This is a genomic window from Silvania confinis (assembly GCF_025564085.1).
GTDB lineage: Bacteria > Pseudomonadota > Gammaproteobacteria > Enterobacterales > Enterobacteriaceae > Enterobacter > Enterobacter confinis.
In genome coordinates this window covers 270,700-287,938 of record NZ_JAMGZJ010000078.1, presented here as the reverse complement: position 1 = coordinate 287,938, position 17,239 = coordinate 270,700, and the positions used below count along the sequence as shown (strand labels likewise).

Annotated in this window: 19 protein-coding genes; 6 read left to right on the top strand and 13 right to left on the bottom strand. The window is 56.6% G+C overall.

Going from position 1 to position 17,239, the window contains the following annotated elements; genetic code table 11:
* Window positions 1-7 precede the first annotated feature (7 nt).
* The 4 genes from artI to artJ all read left to right on the top strand — a co-directional run bounded on the left by artI (window position 8) and on the right by artJ (window position 3,035).
* Entirely contained in the window at window positions 8-739 is a 732-nt protein-coding gene (gene artI, locus M8013_RS19155) for an arginine ABC transporter substrate-binding protein ArtI (RefSeq protein WP_271269365.1), read from the top strand.
* A 6-nt stretch (window positions 740-745) separates the two neighbouring features.
* Window positions 746-1,462, top strand: coding sequence for an arginine ABC transporter permease ArtQ (gene artQ / locus M8013_RS19150; RefSeq protein ID WP_271269364.1), 717 nt, complete (start codon window positions 746-748; stop codon window positions 1,460-1,462).
* Window positions 1,462-2,130 carry an arginine ABC transporter permease ArtM gene (artM, locus tag M8013_RS19145; protein WP_271269363.1) on the top strand — a complete coding sequence of 223 codons (669 nt, stop codon included), beginning with the start codon at window positions 1,462-1,464 and terminating at the stop codon, window positions 2,128-2,130. Before artQ ends, artM begins: the two co-directional genes overlap by 1 nt.
* Window positions 2,131-2,303: 173 nt before the next feature.
* The gene (gene artJ / locus M8013_RS19140) at window positions 2,304-3,035 is read left to right on the top strand and encodes an arginine ABC transporter substrate-binding protein ArtJ (protein ID WP_271269362.1); all 732 of its coding nucleotides are present in this window, start codon (window positions 2,304-2,306) and stop codon (window positions 3,033-3,035) included.
* A gap of 89 nt (window positions 3,036-3,124) precedes the next feature.
* Here artJ and M8013_RS19135 read toward each other — a convergent pair whose 3' ends face one another.
* The 11 genes from M8013_RS19135 to nfsA form a co-directional block, all read right to left on the bottom strand.
* Entirely contained in the window at window positions 3,125-4,594 is a 1,470-nt protein-coding gene (locus M8013_RS19135; protein WP_271269361.1) for a sensor histidine kinase, read from the bottom strand.
* Window positions 4,591-5,283, bottom strand: coding sequence for a response regulator transcription factor (locus tag M8013_RS19130; protein ID WP_271269360.1), 693 nt, complete (start codon window positions 5,281-5,283; stop codon window positions 4,591-4,593). Before M8013_RS19130 ends, M8013_RS19135 begins: the two co-directional genes overlap by 4 nt.
* A 170-nt stretch (window positions 5,284-5,453) precedes the next feature.
* A complete protein-coding gene (gene rlmC, locus M8013_RS19125) occupies window positions 5,454-6,581 on the bottom strand; it encodes a 23S rRNA (uracil(747)-C(5))-methyltransferase RlmC (protein WP_271269359.1) in 1,128 nt (375 codons plus the stop codon).
* A 40-nt stretch (window positions 6,582-6,621) separates the two neighbouring features.
* Window positions 6,622-7,095, bottom strand: coding sequence for a YbjO family protein (locus tag M8013_RS19120; protein ID WP_271269358.1), 474 nt, complete (start codon window positions 7,093-7,095; stop codon window positions 6,622-6,624).
* A 65-nt stretch (window positions 7,096-7,160) separates the two neighbouring features.
* Window positions 7,161-8,006 carry a putrescine ABC transporter permease PotI gene (gene potI, locus M8013_RS19115; protein WP_271269357.1) on the bottom strand — a complete coding sequence of 282 codons (846 nt, stop codon included), beginning with the start codon at window positions 8,004-8,006 and terminating at the stop codon, window positions 7,161-7,163.
* Complete coding sequence (gene potH, locus M8013_RS19110) at window positions 8,003-8,953, bottom strand: putrescine ABC transporter permease PotH (RefSeq protein ID WP_271269356.1); 951 nt, start codon at window positions 8,951-8,953, stop codon at window positions 8,003-8,005. Before potH ends, potI begins: the two co-directional genes overlap by 4 nt.
* A 9-nt stretch (window positions 8,954-8,962) precedes the next feature.
* Entirely contained in the window at window positions 8,963-10,096 is a 1,134-nt protein-coding gene (gene potG / locus M8013_RS19105) for a putrescine ABC transporter ATP-binding subunit PotG (protein ID WP_271269355.1), read from the bottom strand.
* A gap of 94 nt (window positions 10,097-10,190) precedes the next feature.
* Complete coding sequence (gene potF, locus M8013_RS19100) at window positions 10,191-11,303, bottom strand: spermidine/putrescine ABC transporter substrate-binding protein PotF (protein WP_271269354.1); 1,113 nt, start codon at window positions 11,301-11,303, stop codon at window positions 10,191-10,193.
* Between the two features lie 349 nt (window positions 11,304-11,652).
* Window positions 11,653-12,129, bottom strand: a complete 477-nt coding sequence (locus tag M8013_RS19095) for a YbjN domain-containing protein (protein WP_271269353.1) — start codon at window positions 12,127-12,129, stop codon at window positions 11,653-11,655.
* A gap of 61 nt (window positions 12,130-12,190) precedes the next feature.
* Window positions 12,191-13,093 (bottom strand): 30S ribosomal protein S6--L-glutamate ligase, encoded by a 903-nt coding sequence (rimK, locus tag M8013_RS19090; protein ID WP_271269352.1) that lies wholly within the window; start codon window positions 13,091-13,093, stop codon window positions 12,191-12,193.
* A gap of 73 nt (window positions 13,094-13,166) precedes the next feature.
* A complete protein-coding gene (gene nfsA / locus M8013_RS19085; RefSeq protein WP_271269351.1) occupies window positions 13,167-13,889 on the bottom strand; it encodes an oxygen-insensitive NADPH nitroreductase in 723 nt (240 codons plus the stop codon).
* A gap of 181 nt (window positions 13,890-14,070) precedes the next feature.
* Between nfsA and M8013_RS19080 the strand changes: the two genes are divergently transcribed.
* Window positions 14,071-14,340, top strand: coding sequence for a GrxA family glutaredoxin (locus tag M8013_RS19080; RefSeq protein WP_271269350.1), 270 nt, complete (start codon window positions 14,071-14,073; stop codon window positions 14,338-14,340).
* Window positions 14,341-14,343: 3 nt separating this feature from the next.
* Here M8013_RS19080 and M8013_RS19075 read toward each other — a convergent pair whose 3' ends face one another.
* Window positions 14,344-14,739, bottom strand: a complete 396-nt coding sequence (locus tag M8013_RS19075) for an inner membrane protein YbjM (protein WP_271269349.1) — start codon at window positions 14,737-14,739, stop codon at window positions 14,344-14,346.
* Between the two features lie 272 nt (window positions 14,740-15,011).
* Between M8013_RS19075 and M8013_RS19070 the strand changes: the two genes are divergently transcribed.
* Window positions 15,012-16,697, top strand: a complete 1,686-nt coding sequence (locus M8013_RS19070) for an aspartate:alanine antiporter (RefSeq protein ID WP_271269348.1) — start codon at window positions 15,012-15,014, stop codon at window positions 16,695-16,697.
* A 289-nt stretch (window positions 16,698-16,986) separates the two neighbouring features.
* On the opposite strand, the gene M8013_RS19065 is transcribed toward M8013_RS19070, so the two are convergent.
* Window positions 16,987-17,202, bottom strand: a complete 216-nt coding sequence (locus tag M8013_RS19065) for an ogr/Delta-like zinc finger family protein (protein ID WP_012016760.1) — start codon at window positions 17,200-17,202, stop codon at window positions 16,987-16,989.
* Between the last annotated feature and the right edge of the window lie 37 nt (window positions 17,203-17,239).

Below are 17,239 nucleotides of genomic sequence, written 5' to 3'. Positions count from 1 at the left end.
AACGACAATGAAAAAAATAGTGATTGCCGCGCTGCTTGCCAGCATTAGCCTTTCTGCAACAGCCGCTCAGACCATTCGTTTTGCTACGGAAGCGTCTTATCCTCCATTTGAGTCTATCGACGCCAACAACAAGATTGTCGGCTTCGACGTGGACCTGGCGAACGCATTGTGCAAAGAGATCGACGCCACCTGTACCTTTACTAATCAGTCTTTCGACAGCCTGATCCCAAGCCTTAAATTCCGCCGTATTGATGCAGTCATGGCCGGGATGGACATTACCCCTGAGCGTGAAAAGCAGGTTCTGTTCAGCACCCCGTACTATGAGAACTCGGCCCTGTTCATCGGTCAGAAAGGCAAAATCGCCTCGATTGACGCGCTGAAAGGCAAAAAAGTGGGCGTGCAGAACGGCACCACTCACCAGAAATTCATTATGGATAAGCACCCGGAAATCACCACCGTGCCGTATGACAGCTATCAAAACGCCCGTCTGGATCTGCAGAATGGCCGTATTGACGCGGTATTTGGCGACAACGCGGTCGTGACCGAGTGGCTGAAAGCCAACGACAAGCTGGCGTCCGTCGGCGACAAAGTGACCGATAAAGACTACTTTGGCACCGGCCTGGGTATCGCGGTCCGCCAGGGCAACACCGAGCTGCAGCAGAAATTCAACGCTGCGCTGGAAAAAGTGAAGAAAGATGGCACGTACGATTCCATCTACAAAAAATGGTTTCAGAAGTAAGACCTGATGAACGAATTTTTTCCATTAGCAAGCGCCGCCGGGATGACCGTCGGCCTTGCCGTTTGTGCGCTGATCATCGGCCTGGTGCTGGCGATGGTCTTTGCGGTCTGGGAGTCGGCTAAGTGGCGCCCTGTCGCCTGGACCGGCTCTGCACTGGTGACCCTCCTTCGCGGCCTGCCGGAAATCCTGGTGGTGCTGTTTATCTATTTCGGCTCGTCACAGCTGCTGCTGATGCTGTCGGACGGCTTTACGCTCAATCTGGGCGTGGTGCAAATCCCGATTCAGATGCAGATCGAAAACTTCGACGTCAGTCCGTTCCTGTGCGGCGTGATTGCCCTCTCCCTGCTCTATTCCGCCTACGCGTCGCAAACGCTGCGCGGGGCGCTGAAAGCGGTGCCGATTGGACAGTGGGAATCGGGTCAGGCGCTGGGACTGTCGAAAACGGCGATTTTCTTCCGTCTGGTGATGCCGCAGATGTGGCGTCATGCCCTTCCGGGGCTGGGTAACCAGTGGCTGGTGCTGCTGAAAGATACCGCGCTGGTGAGCTTAATCAGCGTCAACGACCTGATGTTGCAGACCAAAAGCATTGCTACGCGTACCCAGGAGCCGTTTACCTGGTACATCGTGGCGGCGGCCATCTACCTGGTGATCACGTTGCTCAGTCAGTACATCCTCAAGCGTATTGACCTGCGTGCAACGCGCTTTGAACGGAGACCAGGCTGATGCTGGAGTATTTACCCGAACTGATGAAAGGGCTGCACACCAGCCTGACGCTGACGGTGGCCTCGATCCTCGTGGCGCTGGTGCTGGCGCTGATTTTCACCGTCGTGCTGACGTTGAAAACGCCGGTAGTGGTGTGGATCGTGCGCGGCTACATCACCCTGTTTACCGGCACGCCGCTGCTGGTGCAGATCTTCCTGATTTATTACGGCCCGGGTCAGTTCCCGTCACTGCAGGAATATCCGGTGCTGTGGCATCTGCTCTCTGAGCCGTGGCTGTGCGCACTGCTGGCCCTGTCGCTGAACAGTGCCGCGTATACTACCCAACTGTTCTATGGGGCGATCCGCGCTATCCCGGAAGGACAGTGGCAATCCTGCGGTGCGCTGGGGATGAGCAAGAAAGACACCCTGGCGATCCTGTTGCCGTACGCCTTCAAGCGCGCGCTCTCGTCGTACTCCAACGAAGTGGTGCTGGTGTTCAAAAGTACCTCGCTGGCCTATACCATCACCCTGATGGAAGTCATGGGTCATGGACAGCTGCTGTACGGACGTACCTACGACGTGATGGTGTTTGGTGCGGCGGGGTTGATTTACCTGGTGGTGAACGGCCTGCTGACGCTGCTGATGCGTGTGGTTGAGCGCAAAGCGCTGGCGTTTGAGCGTCGCAACTAGAACTGCATAAACCAATGCATTAAAGGCGGACAAGTCTAACGACTGTCCGCTTTTTTTTAATCCATAAACAATAGTTAATCATTTTTATTGCATACAAATTCATTAAGTGGCATTGTAACCCCCAGCCGCAGACACGGCATATAATGACAAGATTGACAGACGGGAGCTTCACAATGAAAAAGTTAGTTCTGGCCGCATTACTGGCAACCTTCGCCGCGGGCGCCACCGCCGCCGATAAAATCAGCTTTGGCGTTTCTGCTACGTATCCGCCGTTCGAATCGCTGGATGCCAGCAACCAGATCGTCGGTTTTGATATTGACCTGGCGAAAGCGCTCTGTACCCAGATGCAGGCCGATTGCACCTTTACTAACCACGCGTTTGACAGCCTGATCCCGGCGCTGAAATTCAAGAAATATGACGCGGTGATCTCCGGTATGGATATCACCCCGGAGCGTAGCAAGCAGGTCTCCTTCACCGAGCCGTACTACGCTAACTCGGCGGTGGTGATCGCCAAAAAAGGGGCGTACACCTCTTTTGACCAGCTGAAAGGCAAGCGCATCGGCATGGAAAACGGCACCACGCACCAGAAGTATCTGCAGGATAAGCATACCGAAGTGAAAACCGTTGCGTACGATAGCTACCAGAACGCGATTATCGACCTGAAAAATGGCCGTATCGACGGCGTGTTTGGTGACACGGCGGTGGTCAACGAGTGGCTGAAAACCAACCCGCAGCTGGGTACCGCCACCGAAAAAGTGACCGATCCGCAATACTTCGGCACCGGTCTGGGCATTGCCGTTCGTCCGGATAACAAAGCCCTGCTGGAGAAACTGAACGGCGCGCTGAAAGCGATTAAAGCTGACGGCACCTATCAGAAAATCAGCGATAAGTGGTTCCCACAGTAAGATTTTTTGCCGGGTGGCGGCTTCGCCGTACCCGGCCTACAGGGTGGGGATTTTGTAGGCCAGGTAATCATGAGCGCCGCCTGGCACTCTCACAGTGGCACATAAAAACGAAAACTCGCCCCTCTCGCCACCTCCATCAACCTGATCTCGCCCCCATGCAGTTCCAGCATCCGTTTCACAATCAACAACCCCAGTCCGCCCCGATTATCCCGTGACGCCTGCAGGTTAAGCGCCGATGGCCGCTGGAAAAGCGTCTCGCGCAGAGGCTTATCTATCCCCGGTCCGCTGTCGTTTACCTCCACCTGCAGCTGCTCGCCCTCCTGCCACACCTTCAGGCCAATCTCACCGCCAGGCGGGGTATGACGAATGGCGTTATCCAGCAGATTGGTCACCACCCGCTCGATCATCGACAGATCGGCGTTGATCATCGGCAGCGGGCGTGGCACCTCAATATGCAGCTTTAACTGACGGGTTTCGACGGCCAGGTCAAACTTCTGCGCCACGTCGGAGATAAGCTCGCCAATGGCAAAACGCTCGCGCTGCGGTTTGATGCTGCCGTGTTCGAGTCGCGCCAGCTCAAACAGCTGCTGCGACAGGTGGCGGACCTTATGCCCCTGGCGCAGCGCAATCGCCAGGTAATGCTGGCTCTCCTCTGCGGACAAGGTGGCAGATTTTAGCGACAGGGTTTCCAGATACCCGAGCAGCGCGGTCAGGGGGGTACGCAGGTCGTGGGAGATATTGGCGATAAACTCCCGTCGCTGACGGTCGCTGTCGGCCAGTTGATCCCACTGGCTGGCAATCTTTTGCGCCAGCTCAATAAAGGTATTGCGCAGCAGCGCCACTTCACCCGCGGGCTGCGGCTCAAGCGGCTGAGCGGCCAGCTGTTTGATGGCGCTGATACTGTCCTGCTCCAGGCCGCTGACCTCGTGCGTCAGCAGCCTGACCGGGCGCGTGACCCAGTACCAGACCAGCCCCCCGGCCAGCGCACCAAACAGCGCCACCAGCAGCAGGGACCACAGCACCGTGCTCCACAGGGTTTTCTGCCACGCTTGATCCGCCAGCGCATTCAGCTCTTCCCCCTGCAGAATGATATACAGATATCCGCGTAACTCACCGTTCTGGCGCAGGGGGGCAACGCTGAACACCTTCTGCTTATCGCTGCGCGGATCGTCGCCGTAAACCGGCATCGTGGCCCCGTTCAGCGCCTGCAAAACCGGCGCAATAGAGACGCTTTGGCGTTTAATATGCCCCGGCGGCGCGGCATCGGCCAGCAGCTCACCCTGCGGGGAGAGGACGTACAGCTCGACGCTGGGGTTGAAGGTCATCAGGCGATTAAACAGCGGCTGGAGCGCACTGCGCTCAACTTTCCCCTGCTTATCCAGCAGCGGCTCGCGCTGGACGATGTGCTGCGCCAGCCCGCCGGAAAGCCGCTGCACCATCGCATTGCCGTACTGGTTGCTGGCCCACAGCTGCACGCCACAGGCGACGATGGCGCACAGGCTCAGCAGAGCGATAAACAGCAGCGTCAGGCGCTGGCTGAGGGTAAGACGGCGGATCATAGCGGGCGCTCCGCGAAGAGATAGCCTTTCCCCCAGACGGTGCGAATGACCTGCGGCTCGGCGGCGTCGGCTTCAATCTTGACCCGCAGACGGTTGATGTGGGTGTTGACGGTATGTTCGTAGCCTTCGTGCTGGTATCCCCACACCTTTTCGAGCAGCGCCAGCCGGGAGAACACTTCCCCGGGATGGCGGGCAAAGAAGTAGAGCAGATCGAATTCACGCGGTGTCAGATCGATAACTTCGCCACGCAGCAGGACGCTGCGGGCCAGCGGGTCGATGGTCAGGCCGTGGGCGGTAATCAGCCCGACGGTCTGCTGGCCCATCGCCTGCTGACGGCGGAACAGCGCCCGGATGCGCGCCAACAGTTCCTGCACCGAGAAGGGTTTGGCGAGGTAATCATCGGCCCCGGTTTCGAGCCCGAGAATGCGTTCGGTTTCGCTGCTGCGGGCGCTGATAATAATCACCGGCAGGTAGTGGTCACGTGCCCGGATCGCCCGGCAGAGGGTCAGCCCGTCAACGTTGGGCAGCATCAGGTCGAGGATCACCGCATCCCAGTGGGCTTGTCCGAGCAGATGCTGCGCCCTGCCCCCGTCCGCCTCGTGGGTTATCTGGTAGCCCTCGTCCTCTAAGTTCAGGCGCAGCAGCGCGGCAATATCGCCGTCGTCCTCCACCAGTAAAATGTGTTTCATCGGTCAATCGTCTCCAGCCCAGTTAGATAAAGCTTACCTGATTTTGGGCAGCGGAAACGTTCACATTTTGTTTAACATTGGGAGGGGGGTTTTGCCGGGTGGCGGCTGCGCCTGACCCGGCCTACGGGATCCATAGGCCCGTGCAAGCGCAGCGCCGCCGGGCAATGTTGTCAGGACTTAACTAACAGGGTCAGCACTTCGTAGTGCGCGGTATGCGGGAACATATCGAACAGCTGCACGCGGGCAATGCGATAGCCGGGCAGATCCCGGAGATCGTTGGCCATCGTCTGAGCATTACAGCTGGAATAAATAATAAACGGCGGGGCCATCTGGCTGAGGTAGTCGCACAATGCGCGACCAATCCCGCGACGCGGCGGATTAACCAGCACCAGATCCGGCACATCCTGCTGGGCGGTGGCAAACCGGGTTGAATCCAGCGCCTGGAAATGCAGATTGGTTAGCCCCAGCTCGCTCGCCGATTGCGTCGCACAGGCAATCGCCTCGGCGGAGATTTCGATCCCGGTCAGGCGCATCTGCGGGGTGGCGCAGTGCAGACCAAAGCCGCCGACGCCGCAAAACAGATCCCACATATGATTCACCGGCAGCAGGCGTACCCAGTCGCGCGCCGTGGCGTACAGTTGGCTGGCCACCGTCGGGTTGGTCTGGAAAAAGCTTTTCGGGCGGATCCACAGCGGCACGTCGTTGAAGCGCTCGGCCAGCGCCTGAGCGTCGGTCAGAAAAATCTCTTCTTCGCCTTCCATGATCGCCATATGCACCGGCTGAATGTTTGCGGTGATGACCTTCAGCTGCGGCAGCTGTTCCTGCAGCCACGGCAGGGCTGCGCGCAGCTGCGCCAGCTTGGCCTCGGAGCGCAGCACAAATCGCAGCATCATCCCGCCATCCTGCTGGCTTTCGGTCAGCAACAGGTATTTCAGCTCACCGCGCTTGCGCTCGACGCTGTAAGGCGTCAGACCCGCGCGGGCGATAAAGGGTTTCAGGGCGGCAAAGACCGGCGCGAAAGAGGACGGATAAAGCGGACAGTCGGTCAGATCGACGGGGGTGCCGTCACGGTGCAGCATCCCGAACAGCGGTTTTTCGACGCTGCCGCTGACTACCATTTTGGCTTTATTACGAAAAGCCTGCTCCGGCCCGCCGACAGGCGCGCACCACTCCGCCACCGGCAAGCCAGACAGGAGCGTCTGCAGGTCGGACATTTTGGCGGAAAGCTGAGAAGAGACCGGCTGTTCAATCCACTGACAGGAGCGGCAGCGACCGGCGTCATAGAGTGCGCACTGCATAACAAAACCTTAATACGTCTGGGGGCAGCGATTATACACGTTATTGCAGACGGAAAAACCGTCGGCTGGAAGGCGGAATAAACAGCAGGGCCAGCACCAGTACATCGGGCAGTTTTTGCATCATCAGGGTGCGGAAAATTTCCTGTTTCGTCTCCCCGGGGATGCTGAAAAGCTCGGGATAGCCGTAACCCAGCGACGAAGCCCACAGGTACGCGGTGGTGATCGCGTGGATCAGCATATAGACCCAGCGCGCCCAGTTACGTCCCTTGACCAGCGAAAACGCACAGTAGATCTCGGCAAAAACCAGCAGCAGGCTGCTTAAAAAGACCAGCGTTAAGTTCCAGCTCTGCACGCTGCGGTGAATGAATTCGCTGATGCCGTGCACCCCGAGGGTGCTGAAAATCATCACCATATCGAGGCAGCGGATCAAAATAATGGCGAGCGCCGCCACCTGCACCAGGGCAGGGACGTTCAGTCGGGCATGGGTATGACGTGTTTTTTTAAAGAATCCCAATGTTTAACTTCCCTGAAAAACAGTGCCGCGACAAGCGCGGCACTTCACTGGAAATTTTAATCGTTTCAGTGACGCCTTGCACGTTGGATATCACGCACGCGCTGCTTTTCAGAACGCGCCATCAGATACCAGGCGATAAGACCGATAATCCCCACCACGCCAAGAATCAGCGATGCCAGGGCGTTGATCTCCGGATTGACCCCCATTCTGACGCTGGAGAAGACCAGCATCGGCAGCGTGGTAGCCCCCGGGCCGGAGACGAAGCTGGCGATCACCAGATCGTCGAGCGACAGGGTAAACGCCAGCAGCCAGCCGGAAACCACCGCCGGCATGATCATCGGTAAGGTGATGATAAAGAATACTTTAACCGGCGTAGCGCCCAGATCCATCGCCGCTTCTTCAATCGAGTGGTCCAGCTCGCGCAGCCTGGACGAGATCACCACCGCCACGTAGGCGGTACAGAAGGTGACGTGCGCCAGCCAGATGGTCAGCATCCCGCGATCCGACGGCCAGCCAATGGCGTGCCCCATGGCGACAAACAGCAGCAGCAGCGACAGACCGGTGATCACATCGGGCATCACCAACGGGGCGGTGATCATAAAGGCAAAGCCGTTAGCACCACGAAAACGGCCAAAACGCACCATCACCACCGCCGCGATGGTGCCGAGAATGACCGCCATCGTTGCGGCACAGGCGGCAATGGTCAGGCTTAAGCCGACGGCGCTCATCATCGCGTCATCGCGAAACAGCTCCCCGTACCAGCGCGTGGACCAGCCTGCCCAGACTGTCACCAGTTTGGAGCTGTTGAACGAGTAGATCACCAGCATCAGCATCGGCGCATACAGGAAGGTAAAGCCGATCACCAGGATCAGGATCCGCCACGGAGAGCGAACTACCGGTAAGTTGTTCATCCGTTATCTCCCATCTGTTTCTGCTGATATTTGTGGAACCACATGATCGGCACGATCAGCAGCAGCAACATCACGATCGCCACCGCCGAGGCCACCGGCCAGTCACGGTTATTAAAGAACTCCTGCCACAGCACGCGGCCAATCATGATGCTGTCCGGGCCACCGAGCAGTTCCGGGATCACAAACTCCCCGACCGCCGGAATAAACACCAGCATCGACCCGGCGATAATCCCGCCTTTGGTCAGCGGGACAATCACGCTGAAAAAGGTTTTCAGCGGACGGGCACCGAGATCGAGCGCCGCCTCAACCAGTGAGTAGTCAATGCGCGTCAGGGCGGTATAAATCGGTAGCACCATAAACGGCAGGTAGGCGTACACAATCCCGATATAGACCGCCAGATTGGTGTGCAGGATGGTCAGCGGCTGATCGATAACCCCCAGCCAGAGCAAAAAGTTATTCAGCACGCCGTTGTTTTTAAGGATCCCCATCCAGGCATACACGCGGATCAGGAACGAGGTCCACGACGGTAAAATCACCAGCAGCAGCAGGATATTGCGCGTCGACGGCTTACTGTGCGCCACGGCCCAGGCCAGCGGGTAGCCGAGCAGCAGGCAGCAAAGGGTCGCCACGCCCGCCACCTGCAGCGACTGCAAATAGGCCTCGAAATAGAGCGGATCGTCGGTCAGCTGCAGGTAGTTGCCCAGATTAAGGGTCACCGACAGCTGGGCGTCGGCCCACTCCATCAGATCGCTGTACGGCGGGATCGCGCGCGCCATCTCCGAGAAGCTGATTTTAAACACAATCAGGAACGGCAGCAGGAACAGCAGGATCAGCCACAGGTACGGCAGGCTAATCACCAGCTTGCGCCCGTGCGCCATCTGCATCCGGGTCAGCCAGCGAGTTTCCGTGCCCGTTTGGGTGCGGGCCGCAGGTTCAGGTTTGTTCATCGCCCTTCCTTATACCGTCAGCACAACGCAGCTGTCCGCATCCCAGCACAGACGCACTTCGTCGCCCCAGGTTGGGAGCCCTTTACGATAGCGATCGGTGTTCTGCAACTGGGCGCTGATCATCTGCCCGCTTTTCAGGCGGATGTGATAGATGGAGAGGTCGCCGAGATAGGCGATATGCACCACTTCGCCCACGGCAAAGTTATAGCCATCGGCAGGCGGCGCATCACAGAGGGTGATTTTTTCCGGGCGCAGCGCCACGTACACCGGCACGTTATCCACCACCGAGTTATCGACGGCCACTTTCAGCGGATGAATAAGACCCGGGGAGTCAATCACCAGTCCGTCTTCTTCGCGCGCTTTCAGCAGCCCTTCGAACACATTCATCGAGCCAATAAATTCTGCGCTGTAGCGGGTGGTCGGATGCTCATAAATCTCTTCAGGCTCGCCAATCTGCACGAACTTGCCGCGATTCATGATCGCTATCCGTCCGGCCATGGTCATCGCCTCTTCCTGATCGTGGGTGACCATTACGCAGGTCGCGCCGACACGTTCAAGAATATCCAGCACTTCGAGCTGCATGCGGTCGCGCAGCTTTTTATCCAGCGCCCCCATCGGCTCATCCAGCAGCAGCAGTTTTGGCCGCTTGGCCAGGCTGCGGGCCAGCGCCACGCGCTGACGCTGACCGCCAGAAAGCTGGTGCGGCTTACGCTTTGCGAACTCCTGCATATGCACCAGGCTCAGCATTTCAGCAACCCGCGCGCTGATTTCGGCTTTTGGCAGCTTGTCCTGCTTCAGACCAAAGGCGATGTTCTGCTCGACGGTCATGTGCGGGAACAACGCGTAAGACTGGAACATCATATTGATCGGCCGCTGATAAGGCGGCACCTGTGACAAATCCACGCCATCGAGCACAATCTGCCCGGCGGTAGGCTGTTCAAACCCGGCGAGCATACGCAGCAACGTCGATTTCCCGCAGCCGGACGCGCCGAGCAGGGCAAAGATTTCGCCTTTGTAGATAGTCAGGCTGACATCATCCACGGCATGTTGCCCGTCGAAGGATTTAGTCAGGTTGCGGATTTCAAGAAGCGGGGTTAGCGCTTTACGGACTTTCGCCTGCGGGCGGGGGATCGCGTCGTTCACGGGGTGCTCTCCGGCATTGATCAAACGGGTGCAGACGCACCATTACGGTGCGCCTGATGCCGGGCGACAGTGCAACTGCCCGGCCTGTTTCTTGTTATTTACCGCTTTTCACTTTGGTCCACGCACGGGTACGCACGCGGTCGATTTTCGGTTCCTGCACGCTGAGGGTGAACATTTTGGCGCGCACGTCAGCCGGCGGGTAAATGCCCGGATTGTCACGCACTTCGGCGCTCACCAGCGCAGTGGCTTCTTTGTTGCCGTTGGCGTAGAAGATGTGATCCGAGATATGGGCAATCACCTCCGGGCGCAGCAGATAGTTCAGGAACTGGTAGGCTTCGTCTTTGTTCTTCGCATCCGCAGGCATCGCGAAGACGTCGAAGAAGGCCAGCGCCCCCTCTTTCGGGATTGAATAGGCAATATTCACGCCATTTTTGGCTTCTTTCGCACGGTTAGAGGCCTGCAGAATATCCCCTGCCCAGCCGATCGCTACGCAGGTGTCGCCATTTGCCAGGTCGTTAATGTACTGGGAGGAGTGGAAGTAACGGATGTTGGGGCGCAGCTTCAGCAGCAGATCGGTCGCCGGGCCAGTGTAGTCATCCGCTTTGCTGCTGTTCGGATCTTTACCGAGGTAGTTCAGCACGGTGGCAAAAATCTCTTCTGGCGCATCAAGGAACGAGACGCCGCAGCTCTTCAGTTTTTCGAGGTTTTCTGGCTTCAGCACCAGATCCCAGCTGTTCACCGGTGCATCGGTACCGAGCGCTTTTTTCACTTTCTCGACGTTATAACCAATACCGGTGGTCGCCCACATGTACGGCAGCGCGTATTTGTTGTCCGGGTCGTGTTTCGCAATCAGTTTCAGCAGCTCGGGATCGAGGTTTTTCCAGCCCGGAAGTTTGCTTTTATCCAGCGGCTGGAAGACACCGGCCGAGAGCTGACGCTCAAGGAAACTGGCCGACGGCACCACCAGATCAAAGCCGGTGCTGCCCGCCATCAGTTTGCCTTCCAGCACTTCGTTGGAATCAAAGACGTCATAAACGACTTTAATGCCGGTCTCTTTTTCAAAATTAGCGACGGTGTCCGGCGCAATATAATCAGACCAGTTATAGATATGCAGCGTTTTTTGTTCCGCAGCGAGCGTACCAGCAGAGACAGCCATCAGAGCACCCGCAATCAGCCCTGCGACCCAGGTTTTTTTTAAAGCGATCATAGCGTTAATCCTTCTGAAAGCGCGTTAACAAACGCACTAAAAATGAACACTCTTAGTCTATGCAAGAATCGTGCATAATTTATCACTCTGCCAGCAGCAGAAGATATTGCTCTGTTGGCAGTATCTGCTCGCAATTAACAGCGTCGCAAGAATAAACTGTAGCTTGTCTTCGCGGCTATAGCCCAGATTAAAAAACGCCTTTTATCAATTTTTTATGCAGGTTTTGTCTATGTGATAAGCCGAAATGCGAGGAAGGCGGTGAATAATTCTTTAAAGAAAGGTTAAATGCAGCACAAACGCGGGAGTTATGCAGCCGCCGCGACAGCGACTGCCTGAATGTCAGACGAGATCAGTGCAGAAAAGAGGTGGCAGCGTCAGGATTTTCGGGCTCGTCTTCGGTGCTATACAGCAGATGATGTGCGCTGGCTTCCAGCATCACCATCGAAATCTGCTCTTCGCTCTGCTGGAAAAAGCCCGCAAACTGCTCATACGTTAAGCCGGTGGCAGCGTACAAAGACTGGCAAACGACCAGTTTTGGCAGATTATCATCCTGTATATCGAGAAATGCTTTTACCGTCAAAGAACTGGCATTGATAGCCGACAGATCCGATGCTAACGCCAGCAGCGCTGAGGGTTTGACCTCCGCCAGGGCAGAAAAAAGAATGACGTCATTAATCACATCGAGCTTGGCATCGAACACACCGTCAAAATTTTGCATGTGCGGCAGGTGCAACGCCTGACAGGTATCGCATTCAAAAAAGCTGATGCTCATATCGTCGAGCCATTGGCGTAACGTATCAAGTGTCGGTACGACGAGTGAATCCATAACCGTGGAGCCCCTTAAGAATTAATCCGCTAGCTTACGCAAAAAGTGTGCGTCATACCATTTATCCGCCCGTTTTCAGGCAAAACTCCGGCGTGGCATGACGTTCAATCCAGTCGATCATCTTCCCGGCGACATCAACCCCGGTGGTATTTTCGATGCCTTCGAGACCCGGCGAGGCGTTGACTTCCATCACCAGCGGCCCGCGATCGGCACGTAAAATATCGACACCGGCAATATCGAGCCCCAGGGTGCGGGCCGAAAGCAGTGCGATTTCACGTTCGCGCCCGGTGATTTCCGCCACCCGCGCCACGCCGCCGCGATGCAGGTTGGAGCGAAAATCGCCCTCTTTTGCCTGACGCTCAATGGCAGCGACCACTTCGTCGCCCACCACCAGACAGCGAATGTCGCGCCCTTTGGCCTCCTGAATGTACTCCTGCACCAGGATATGCGCATTCAGGCCACGAAAAGCGTCGACTACGCTCTCTGCCGCCTGCCGCGTTTCGGCCAGTACCACGCCGATCCCCTGGGTGCCTTCCACCAGCTTCACCACCAGCGGCGCCCCCCCTACCATCTCGATCAGGTCGCTGGTGTCGTCGGGGGAGTGGGCAATGCCGGTGATCGGCAGGTCAATTCCCTGGCGAGCCAGCAGCTGCAGGGAGCGCAGCTTGTCGCGCGCGCGGGTAATAGCAACGGATTCATTCAGGGGATAACTGCCCAGCAGCTCGAACTGGCGCAGTGCAGCAGTGCCGTAAAAGGTGATTGCCGAACCAATGCGCGGAATGACCGCGTCGAAATGCGGCAGCTGGCGGCCTTTATAATGAATGGAGGAGGCCGCCGGGCTGATATTCATATAGCACGACAGCGGATCGAGAACTTCTACCAGATGGCCGCGTTTATGTCCTGCCTCACGCAGGCGCTTACACGAATAGAGCGTTCCATCCCGGGACAATATGGCAATTTTCACCCTGCACCTCTCAGATAAGATCTGGTCAAAAGCCTGCGTATCATACACGCAGGCAGGCGCAGGAAAAATGGACTTATCGCGTCGCCCAGCCCTGTTTATGCAAATAATCAAGAATAAACGGGCGGTTCTCTTTAATGATGGTGCGCTGGATATGATCGCTCCAGGTATCGCGACGATTATTGGTCGCGCGGGCGAGATAGTAGTTCGCCAGCTCCTCGTCGTACTGCGCCAGCACGGCGGGATCGACCGGCTGGTAGTGGTTTTCATGCACCGCCATCGCTGCAGGCAGGCGTGGCTTAACGTCCGGGTTATCTGCCGGCCAGCCCAGACACAGACCGAACAGCGGCAGAACGTGTTTTGGCAGTTGCAGCAGGTCGGTCACCGCCTCGATGCTGTTACGAATCCCGCCGATATAGACCCCACCCAGCCCCAGTGACTCTGCTGCCGTCAGCGCGTTTTGCGCCAGCATGGCGGTATCCACCACGCCGAGCAGCAGCTGTTCTGCCAGGCCGAGCTGGGCCTCAGGGCAAATCTGCAGATGACGATTAAAATCGGCACAGAACACCCAAAATTCTGCTGCCTGCGCCACGTGCTGTTGCCCGCCGGTGAGCGTCACTAGCTGTTCACGCATCGCCGGGTCGGTTACCCGAATGATCGAGCTGCACTGTAAAAAGCTGGAGCTGGAGGTGCCTTGCGCGCTGGCAATAATCGCCTCGCGCTGAGCATCGCTGATAGGTTGGTCGGTGTAATGGCGGATCGAGCGGTGGGAACGAAGCAAATCTATTACTGGCGTCATCGGGTCTCTCTTTACGGCTTAACTGACAATATTGGCCAGTATAGGCAAAGATAACGGCGCTGTAATTGGCCAAATATAGCCTGTAGATATCAATGCAACAGGCAGAACCTGCTTTTCATTACCGGGTGTTATCGGCAATATAGGCAGCATTCGCCGTCAGGCTTAGATTCAGGAGAGAGAAATGTTTGCAGTAATTTTTGGACGTCCGGGTTGCCCTTACTGTGTGCGCGCTAAAGATCTGGCAGAAAAACTGACCGCCGAGCGTGAAGATTTTAACTACCGCTACGTGGACATTCACGCGGAAGGCATTTCCAAAGCCGACCTGGAGAAGACCGTGGGTAAACCGGTTGAAACCGTGCCGCAGATCTTCCTCGACCAGACCCACATCGGCGGCTTTACCGATTTTGAAGCCTACGCCAAAGAGCACCTGGGGCTGTTCGCTGCCCAGTAGCTGTTAGCGCCCTCCCCGGAGGGCGTTTTTGTTTTCGCGACGATGCTCGAACACCCGGCGTACAAACAGAAAGAACAGCGCCCCTAGCGCACACCAGAATACCCCGCTCAACAGCCACGCCAGCTCCTGCACTATCGTGCGCGAGGGGTTAAACACCAGACGCATCACCACCAGGCATATTGGTGCAGCAAGAATCGCCCCAACCAGCGATCTGACCACTTCTCCACCGCGCGACACAACGCTTGCCGCAATCCCCGGCAGGGTAAAGAACAGCAGACCCAGCTCAGGATGTCCGGAGGCGATAAATGCGCCTTGCATATTGAATGTCAGGCCGATACACACCGCCGTAAACACTAAAAAGCAGCACGCGATCCCCGGCCAGTTACGTTTAATATTCAAACTCTCCCTCCTGCCCTGTCAGGCAAATACATTTTTCTTCACGTAGACATCCAATTAGATGAGTAAAGCGGCATTCCATGCCTGAAACAGCCGGTGATGATTTCATCGCCATCGAATACCGGGAACTGTTAAAAATAAACTAATTATTTGATATTTTTTTGTGAGCTAACTATAATGCGCGATCAGGTGTAGCCTGCTCTCCCTACAGCGAAAACATAGCCTAAATAGTCCATTCATTCAACCACTTACTGGTAAACGAAAAGTTATCCTCCGTGAACATAAACGTCGCAGAATTGTTAAACGGGAATTACATCCTGTTATTATTTGTGGTACTGGCTCTGGGTCTTTGCCTGGGGAAATTACGTCTGGGATCGATCCAACTCGGTAATTCCATTGGCGTTTTAGTGGTTTCGTTATTATTAGGCCAGCAGCATTTCAGTATTAACACCGACGCCCTGAACCTCGGTTTTATGCTGTTTATTTTTTGCGTAGGTGTTGAAGCCGGCCCCAACTTTTTTTCTATTTTTTTCCGCGACGGTAAGAATTATCTGATGCTGGCGCTGGTTATGGTCGGCAGCGCCCTGCTTATTGCGCTTGGCTTAGGCAAACTGTTTGGCTGGGATATCGGATTAACGGCGGGCATGCTGGCCGGTTCGATGACCTCGACGCCGGTGCTGGTGGGCGCGGGAGATACGCTACGCCATCTCGGCCTGAGTGATGCCCAATTGTCGCTGGCGCTGGACCACTTAAGCCTGGGCTATGCCCTGACCTATCTGATTGGCCTCGTCAGCTTGATTGTTGGCGCGCGTTATTTACCCAAACTCCAGCACCAGGATCTGCAGACCAGCGCCCAGCAAATCGCCCGCGAGCGCGGCCTGGACACCGACAGCAAACGCAAAGTGTATCTCCCGGTGATCCGCGCCTATCGCGTGGGGCCAGAGCTGGTGGCCTGGGCCGACGGTAAAAACCTGCGCGAGTTGGGCATTTATCGTCAGACCGGCTGCTACATCGAACGTATTCGCCGTAACGGCATCCTGGCGAACCCGGATGGCGACGCGGTATTGCAGATGGGCGACGATATTGCGCTGGTGGGCTACCCGGATGCACACGCGCGCCTCGACCCGAGCTTCCGTAACGGTAAAGAGGTGTTCGACCGCGACCTGCTGGACATGCGCATCGTCACCGAAGAGATCGTGGTCAAGAACCACAACGCCGTCGGCCGCCGCCTGGGACAGCTTAAGCTGACCGATCACGGCTGTTTCTTAAACCGGGTGATCCGCAGCCAGATTGAGATGCCAATCGACGACAACATCGTGCTGAACAAGGGTGATGTGCTGCAGGTGAGCGGCGACACGCGCCGCGTTAAAACCGTCGCCGACCGCATCGGCTTTATCTCCATCCACAGTCAGGTGACCGATCTGCTGGCTTTCTGCGCCTTCTTTATCGTCGGCCTGATGATTGGGATGATCACATTCCAGTTCAGCAACTTTAGCTTCGGTATCGGTAACGCCGCGGGCCTGCTGTTCGCCGGGATCATGCTCGGCTTCCTGCGTGCTAACCACCCGACCTTCGGCTATATCCCCCAGGGTGCGCTGAATATGGTGAAAGAGTTTGGCCTGATGGTGTTTATGGCGGGCGTAGGCTTAAGCGCGGGCAGCGGCATCAGCCACAGCCTGGGTGCCGTCGGCTGGCAGATGCTGGTGGCCGGGCTGATCGTCAGTCTGGTGCCGGTAGTGATCTGTTTCCTGTTTGGCGCTTACGTGCTGCGCATGAACCGCGCCATGCTGTTTGGCGCGATGATGGGCGCGCGCACCTGTGCGCCAGCGATGGAAATCATCAGCGACACCGCGCGCAGCAACATTCCGGCGCTGGGGTACGCAGGCACCTATGCTATCGCTAACGTGCTGTTAACGCTGGCGGGGACCTTAATCATCATCATCTGGCCAGGGTTGGGGTAACGAAGAGCCGCGCGCGTGACGAAAAAAAATTCGTGATGCGCAGAACTTTTCGTTCATACGTCAGTCATAACTATTGCCACTGCTTTTCTTTGATGTCCCCCAATTTGTGGAGCCCATCAACCCCGCCATTTTTGGTTCAAGGTTGATGGGTTTTTTGTTGCCTGAAATTCATACTCCGTAAAATCAATCACTTATGTCGTCACTCTTTCCTGTGTGGCGACAAAGTGGCGGCAGCGCTTTTGCCATGGCGGCAACAGGTAATAAAAAACCCGCCAGCGGCGGGTCAGTATCAGTAAGCTAATTGTTCCTGCATTCCTTTCGGATGAGGCGGTGCGGCGCTGATTTTTTGCGGTCGGCAGACAGATCGCACAAAAGTCTCATGTGTCACGAATGTATGCCCGCACTCAATATTGGTGCACTGGTTGTATCGTTCTTTGGTTTCACTGGAAACCTGAAAGCTACTGCGTGTATGCGCGGCCTGGCCGCACATCGGACAATTCATCATTTCGTTCAGCCCTCACTCTTAACCAGTTCGCAATAAT